At 72.0% G+C, this 6,406-nt stretch carries 8 protein-coding genes; 6 read left to right on the top strand and 2 right to left on the bottom strand.

Annotated elements, in window-relative coordinates:
- Positions 1-221, top strand: a 221-nt coding sequence (locus VF330_RS04550; RefSeq protein ID WP_330850207.1) for a Zn-ribbon domain-containing OB-fold protein, incomplete at its 5' end; no start/stop codon positions are given.
- Positions 218-1,372 (top strand): thiolase C-terminal domain-containing protein, encoded by a 1,155-nt coding sequence (locus VF330_RS04545; protein ID WP_330850206.1) that lies wholly within the window; start codon positions 218-220, stop codon positions 1,370-1,372. The genes VF330_RS04550 and VF330_RS04545, both read left to right, overlap by 4 nt.
- A 24-nt stretch (positions 1,373-1,396) precedes the next feature.
- Here VF330_RS04545 and VF330_RS04540 read toward each other — a convergent pair whose 3' ends face one another.
- A complete protein-coding gene (locus VF330_RS04540; protein WP_330850205.1) occupies positions 1,397-1,882 on the bottom strand; it encodes a MaoC family dehydratase in 486 nt (161 codons plus the stop codon).
- Entirely contained in the window at positions 1,879-3,141 is a 1,263-nt protein-coding gene (locus VF330_RS04535; protein WP_330850204.1) for an acetyl-CoA hydrolase/transferase family protein, read from the bottom strand. The genes VF330_RS04540 and VF330_RS04535 overlap by 4 nt, the downstream gene beginning before the upstream one ends.
- Positions 3,142-3,382: 241 nt before the next feature.
- Here VF330_RS04535 and VF330_RS04530 point away from each other — a divergent pair, with 241 nt between their 5' ends.
- The 4 genes from VF330_RS04530 to VF330_RS04515 form a co-directional block, all read left to right on the top strand.
- Positions 3,383-4,270 carry a branched-chain amino acid ABC transporter permease gene (locus VF330_RS04530; RefSeq protein WP_330850203.1) on the top strand — a complete coding sequence of 296 codons (888 nt, stop codon included), beginning with the start codon at positions 3,383-3,385 and terminating at the stop codon, positions 4,268-4,270.
- A 17-nt stretch (positions 4,271-4,287) separates the two neighbouring features.
- Positions 4,288-5,208, top strand: coding sequence for a branched-chain amino acid ABC transporter permease (locus VF330_RS04525; protein ID WP_330850202.1), 921 nt, complete (start codon positions 4,288-4,290; stop codon positions 5,206-5,208).
- On the top strand, positions 5,205-6,026 hold the full coding sequence (locus VF330_RS04520; RefSeq protein WP_330850201.1) for an ABC transporter ATP-binding protein: 822 nt from the start codon (positions 5,205-5,207) through the stop codon (positions 6,024-6,026). The genes VF330_RS04525 and VF330_RS04520 overlap by 4 nt, the downstream gene beginning before the upstream one ends.
- Positions 6,019-6,406: ABC transporter ATP-binding protein (locus tag VF330_RS04515; protein ID WP_330850200.1), on the top strand; the 388-nt coding region annotated here is incomplete at its 3' end. The genes VF330_RS04520 and VF330_RS04515, both read left to right, overlap by 8 nt.

The raw sequence follows: 6,406 nt of genomic DNA, 5'->3' as shown, positions 1-6,406 counted from the left end.
CGGGCGACGGTGTGCTGCTGTCGTTCGTGATCAACCACCGGGCCCCGGCGGGGTTCGAGGCGCCCTACGCGCTGGGCGTCGTGCGGCTGGCGGAGGGACCGAACCTGACCGCCCTGATCCGCACCGACCGGCCGGACTCGCTGGAGGTCGACGCGCCGGTGCGGGTCGCGTTCGAGGAACGCGGCGAGCGCCGTATCGTCTGCTTCGAGGTGGCCGGGTGAACCTGCGTGGAGCCGTCGCGATCATCGGTGCCGCCGAGAGCACCGAGCTGGGCAAGATCCCGGGCATGTCCGCCCTGCAGCTGCACGTCGACGCCGCGCTCAACGCGCTCGCCGACTGCGGCCTGACCCCGGCCGACGTCGACGGCGTCGCGTCGGCGGGGGAGATGCCGGTTGACGTCGCCGACTACCTGGGCATCGTCCCGGAGTACCTGGACGGCACGAACGTCGGCGGCTCGTCGTACATGTTGCACGTGCGGCACGCGATGGCCGCGATCAGCGCGGGCCTGTGCGAGACCGTGCTCGTGACCCACGGCGAGTCGGGGCGGTCGCGGGTGGGCATGGTGCCGTGGGCGCCCGCGCCGCAGTCGTTCATGGCGCAGCTGGAGGTGCCGCACGGTCCCGTCGGCGCGCCGTCGTTGTTCCCGATGGGCGTGCGGCGCTACATGGCCGAGTACGGCATGACCCGCGAGCAGCTCGCGATGGTGCCGGTGGTGCAACGGCAGTGGGCGGCGATGAACCCGCGGGCCAAGCTACGCGACCCCATCACCGTCGAGGACGTGTTCGCCTCGCCCGTGATCGCCGACCCGGTGCACCTGCTGCACTGCTGCCTGGTGACCGACGGCGGCGGCGCGCTGGTGCTCACCTCCGCCGAACGCGCCCGGTCGCTCGACCTGCCGGCGCCGCCGGTTTACGTGCTGGGCGCGGGGGAGTCCAGCGAGTCCTCCGTGGTCTCCGGGCTGGAGAGCCTGACGTCGTCGCGTGCGATCCGCATCGGCGGCGAACGCGCCTTCGCCCAGTCCGGCCTGGCGCACGCGGACGTCGACCACCTGATGATCTACGACGCCTTCGCGCACGTGCCGATCTACGGGTTGGAGGACCTGGGGTTCGTCGGCCGCGGCGAGGCGCCCGCGTTCATCGCGGACGGCAACACCGCCCCCGGCGGCCGCCTCCCGATGAACACCAACGGCGGCGGCCTGTCCTACACGCACACCGGCATGTACGGCATGTTCGCGATCCAGGAGTCGGTCCGCCAGGTCCGCGGCACCGCTCCGGCCCAGGTGGACGGTGTGGACGTGAGCGTGTGCACCGGTGTGGGCGGCATGTTCATGAGCTCCGGCACCCTGGTCCTGGGCAGCGCGGACACCCTCTGACGGGGTGGCCGCATGCCGGTCACCTCAGGGGAGGGCGGTCTCGCCCTCGGGCAGGAACCGCACGAGAGCGGCGCGGACCGCCGAGCACACCAGCACGCCGTCCTGGTTGAGGCCGCGGTGTTCCAGCGTCACGATGCCCTGCCCCGGCCGCGACGCCGACGGCCTGCGGTCCCTGATCTCGGTCTCGCAGTACAGCGTGTCGCCGATGAAGACCGGGGCGGGGAACGCGATCTTGTCGAAGCCCAGGTTGGCGATCGTCGTCTTCTGGGTGAGGTCGGGAACGCCGATGCTGCACACGATTCCGAGGGTGAGCAGGCTGTTGACGAGCCGCTGGCCGAACTCGGACTCGGCCGACTTCACGGCGTCGAGGTGCAGGGTCTGGGTGTTGAGGGTGATGCTGCAGAACAGGACGTTGTCCGCCTCGGTGATCGTGCGGCCCGGCTCGTGCTTGAACACGTCGCCGGGGACCATCTCCTCGTAGTAGCGGCCGCGTCGCGTGTGGACGGTCATGGGGTCTCCTCGGGGTCGGTGAGGCCGGCGCGGTGGCCGGGGTGCGCGACGGCGGCGAGGGCCTCGGCGCGTTCGGTCTCGGTGCGGCCGCGGAGCCAGGCGACGCCGTGCTCGGTGACCACGGCGTCCGGGGTGTGGCGGGCCAGCGAGACGACGTCGGCGCCGAGCCTGCGCACGATGCGGCTGTGCCTGCCGTCCGGCGTCGCCGAGGGCAGCGCGATGATCGACAGGCCGCCGTCCGAGGCGAACCCGGCCTCGGCGAAGTCGGCGCCGCCGCCGATGCCGGACACCTGGCGGCCGCGCACCAGCTCGGACCCGACCTGACCGGCGAGGTCCACCTCGACGGCCGAGTTCACGGTCACCAGCCGGGGGATCCGTCCCAGCACCCGCGGGTCGTGCGCGAAGCGGCTGTCCCGCAGCACCACCGCCGGGTTGCCGTCGGCGAACTCCATGAGCTTGCGCGTCCCCATCAGCTCCGCCGCGCGGATCGCGGGGTGCTCGCCGACGTCGGTCCACCGCAGCAGCCCGTGCGTGAAGAGGTCCACCATCGCGTCGTTGGCCATGCCGACCACCCGCAGCGGCCCGGCCCCGCGTTCGGCGAGGAACGCGGTGAGCGCCTCCGGCACGGCCCCGATGCCCAGCTGCAGCGTCGGTTCCGGCGGCAGCAGGCCGAGCACGCGGGCGGCCACCCGGTCGCTCACCTCGTCGCGGACCGCGGCGGGGAACTCGCACGCCGGCGTGTCGGCGTCGACCAGCACGTCGAGCTGCGTGACGTGCAGCATCGAGTCGCCGGTCGTGCGCGGGGTGCCCGGGTCGACCTCGGCGATGACCAACGCGGCCCGCGCGACCGCGTGGCAAACGTAGCTGGCGGACGGCCCGAGGCTGCACCAGCCGTTGCGGTCCGGCGGGGACACGCGGACGAGCGCGACCGAAGTCTCCCACTGGTCCAGCAGGCGCGGCACGGCGGAGGCGCGGGCCGGGACGTAGTCCACCCGGCCGGGGGAGAGCGCCGCGCGCGCCGGCCCGTAGGGGTGCCAGGTGCGGTAGCGGAGCAGCCCCTCGGCGGCGGCGCCGAGGAACGGGTAGGCGCCGAGCTGCAGTCCGGAGTAGAGGGTCGGTCCGCCGAGCAGGTCCGCGGCGGCCGCGAGGTGGGTCAGCAGCGTCTCGGGCGTCCCGCATCCGGGGGACGCGACGATCGCGGCACCGGCCGGGATGCGGCGCACGGCGTCGTCCGGAGTGGAGGTGCGGGGAAGCGGCACGCGGTCACCTCCTTGTCACGGGCCGGACGCCGACAGTGCCGGTGCGGCAACGGAAAGTGCACGTCGGCAGCCCGGTGTGCGCGGTCGTGCGGCGAACGTAACCGCTCGCCGCAATTTAAGCAATCGCTTGATTTACCTCATTGACACGGCGTGGTGTGAGGTGAGTTACTCGCTTCAAGCGAGCGCTTGATTCAGCGCAGGGGCCGGATCCGGCGTCGCTCGTCCAAAGGAGGACCGTTCCGTGCAACTGCTGATGCAACAGCTGCTCAACGGCATAGCGCTCGGGGCGATCTACGCACTCTTCGCGGTCGGGTTCTCACTGATCCTGGCCAAGATGGGCATCCTGAACGTCGCCCACGGCACATTCGCGACCTGGGGCGCCCTGTCGTCGTACTGGCTGGTGACCGAGCTGGGGCTGAGCTTCTGGCTCGCCCTCGCCGCCGGCGTCGTCTTCGCGGGAGCGCTGGGCGTGGCCGCCGACCTGGTCGCGTTCGAGCCGCTGCGCAGGCGCGACGCGGGCACCTTCGCCCCGATCATCGCCAGCATCGGCATCTGGATCGTGCTGCTCACCCTCGCCGAGGCGTTCGCGGGCCCCACTGCCACCGGCTACCCGGCCGAGGCGGTCCCCTCCGAACGGATCCGGGTCGCCGGGCTGCTGCTGTTGCCCGCGCAGGTGATCAGCGTGGCCGCCCTCGTGGTGGTCGTGACGGGGGTGCACCTGCTGCTCACCCGCAGCCGGTTCGGCGCGGCCGTCCGCGCCGTCTCGGTGGACCCGCGGTCGGCGACCATCGTCGGCGTCAACGCCCGCCTCGTGCTGATCGCCGTGGCGTTCCTCGCCGCCGCGATCGCCGGGCTGGCCGGTGTCCTCGCCGCGCTCTCCGACAACAACGTGTCGTTCGGCATCGGCGAGGCCCTGCTGCTCAAGGGGTTCGCCGCGGTCGTCGTGGGCGGGTACGGCGACATCCGCGGCGCCGCACTGCTCGGCGTCGGCATCGGCGTGATCGAGGTGATGAGCGCGCAGTACATCTCGTCCGGCTTCCGGGACGCGATCACCTTCGGCGTGCTGCTCGTCGTCCTGGTGTTCCGGCCGCAGGGCATCTTCGGCGAACGACAGCTCGTCCGAGCCTGAGCGAGGGGAGACGACACGTGAGCACCACGGCCTGGATGACCACCCTGCAGTTCGCGGGGGTGAACGCGCTCTTCGCGCTGGCGGTCTACGCCTCGCTCTGGACGGGTGTCCTGAGCCTCGCGCCGGTCTTCTTCGGCGCGGTCAGCTCGTTCACGTTCGGCTACTTCGCCGGCGTGCTCGGCATGCCGCCGTTGCTCGGCCTGCTGCTCGGCGCCGCGATGGGCGCCGCGATGGGCGCCGTGACGGCTGGCCTGCTGATCCGGCTCGACAGCCACTACCTCGCCATGGCCACCATCGCGATGGTGCTGATCGGCCGGGTCCTGATCCTCAACCTGCCGGAGCAGACCGGCGGCGCGACCGGCACCCTCGTTCCGGGAGACCTCGGTACGTGGGCGTGGCTGATCGGGACCCTGGTCCTCGCCGCCTACGTGCTGGCCCGGCTCGCCGGCTCGCGCTTCGGGCTCGCGGCCGACGCGGTCCGCGAGGACCCCGCCGTCGCGGAGACCCTCGCGATCTCGCCGCGCCGGATCCAGTTCGTCGGCATGGTCCTGTCCGGAGCGCTCGGCGGCGCCGCCGGCATCCTGCAGTCGAGCTTCCTGCGCTACATCGGGCCGGACACCTTCTACACCCACCTGGGCTTCGTCACGCTCGCGGCGGTCGTGCTGGGCGGCGCGTTCCACTGGCTCGGGCCGATCGTCGGCGCGGTCGTCTTCACGATCCTGCCGGAGCTGCTGCGGGAACCGATGGGGGAGTACGACGGCGTCGTCACCGGGGTCCTCCTCGTCGTGATCATCATCTACATGCCGCGCGGCCTGGTCGACGTGCGGCGCCTGCGGCTGGCGCAGTCGCGCTGGCGGCGCAAGGACCCCGAACAGAACTATCCAGGACCGGGCGAGCCGGACCCGCGGCCCGCCGCACGCGCGGAGGTGACGTCGTGAGCGGGACGGCGGTCGGCATCACCGGCCTCACCAAGGCGTTCGGCGGCCTCAAGGCCGTCGACGACATCACGATCCAGGTTCCACCCGGCCGCATCCACGGCATCCTCGGTCCCAACGGCGCCGGCAAGACCACCGTGCTCAACATGGTGAGCGGCTTCATCCAGGCCGACTCCGGCCGGATCGAGGTCTTCGGCAACGACATCACCCGGATGCAGCCGTTCCGGATCGCGCGCCAGGGCGTCGGGCGGACCTACCAGAACATCCGCCTGTTCCCCGGCCTGACCGTGCTGGAGACCGTGGTGGCGGGCGCCTACGCGCAGCGGAAGTCCACGATCGCGGGCGCCCTGCTGCTCAACCCGTCGGAACGGCGGGAGCGCCGGGAGGCGCGGGAACGCGCCGCCGCGCTGCTCGACCAGGTCGGCTGCCGTGCGCCGCACTCGGCACTGGCCGAGACGCTGTCCTACGGCGACCAGCGCCGGGTCGAGATAGCCAGGGCGCTGGCCACCGACCCGCGGGTCCTGCTGCTCGACGAACCGACCGCGGGCATGAACGACGCCGAGTCCCAGGAGGTCGGCCGGCTGCTGGTCGAGCTGCGCGACCTCGGTCTGACGCTGATCCTCATCGAGCACAACATGCGGCTCGTCGAGGACTTCTGCGAAACCGTCTCGGTGATGAGCTCCGGCGCCCTGCTCGCCGAAGGCGCCCCGACGTGGTGCCTGGAGCAGGACGAGGTCAAGGAGGCCTACTTTGGCAAGCGATCCGATGCTGCGCGTATCGCGACTCTCCGCCGCGCACGGCGCGGTCCAGGCGGTGCGTGAGGTCGACATCGAGGTCGCCAAGGGCACCCTGGTCGCCCTCATCGGCTCGAACGGCGCGGGCAAGACGACGACGCTGAACACGATCGCCGGTCTGCACAAGCCAGCGGGCGGTTCGGTGACGGTCGACGGCAGGAACATCACCGGGTGGCCCTGCCACAAGGTGGTCCGATCCGGGGTCGCACTGGTCGCCGAGGGACGCCGGGTGGCGCCACCGCTGACCGTGCTGGAGAACCTCGAACTGTCCGCCTACAGCGGCCGGACCACCAAGGCCGAGCAGCGGGAGCAGCTGACGGAGGTCTTCGACCTCTTCCCGCGGCTCGCCGACCGGCGCGGTCAGCTCGCGGCGTCGATGAGCGGCGGCGAGCAGCAGATGCTCGCGT

It is taken from the genome of Lentzea sp. (assembly GCF_036380075.1).
In the GTDB taxonomy this organism is placed as follows: Bacteria; Actinomycetota; Actinomycetes; order Mycobacteriales; family Pseudonocardiaceae; genus Lentzea.
This window is presented reverse-complemented; position numbering and strand designations above follow the sequence as displayed.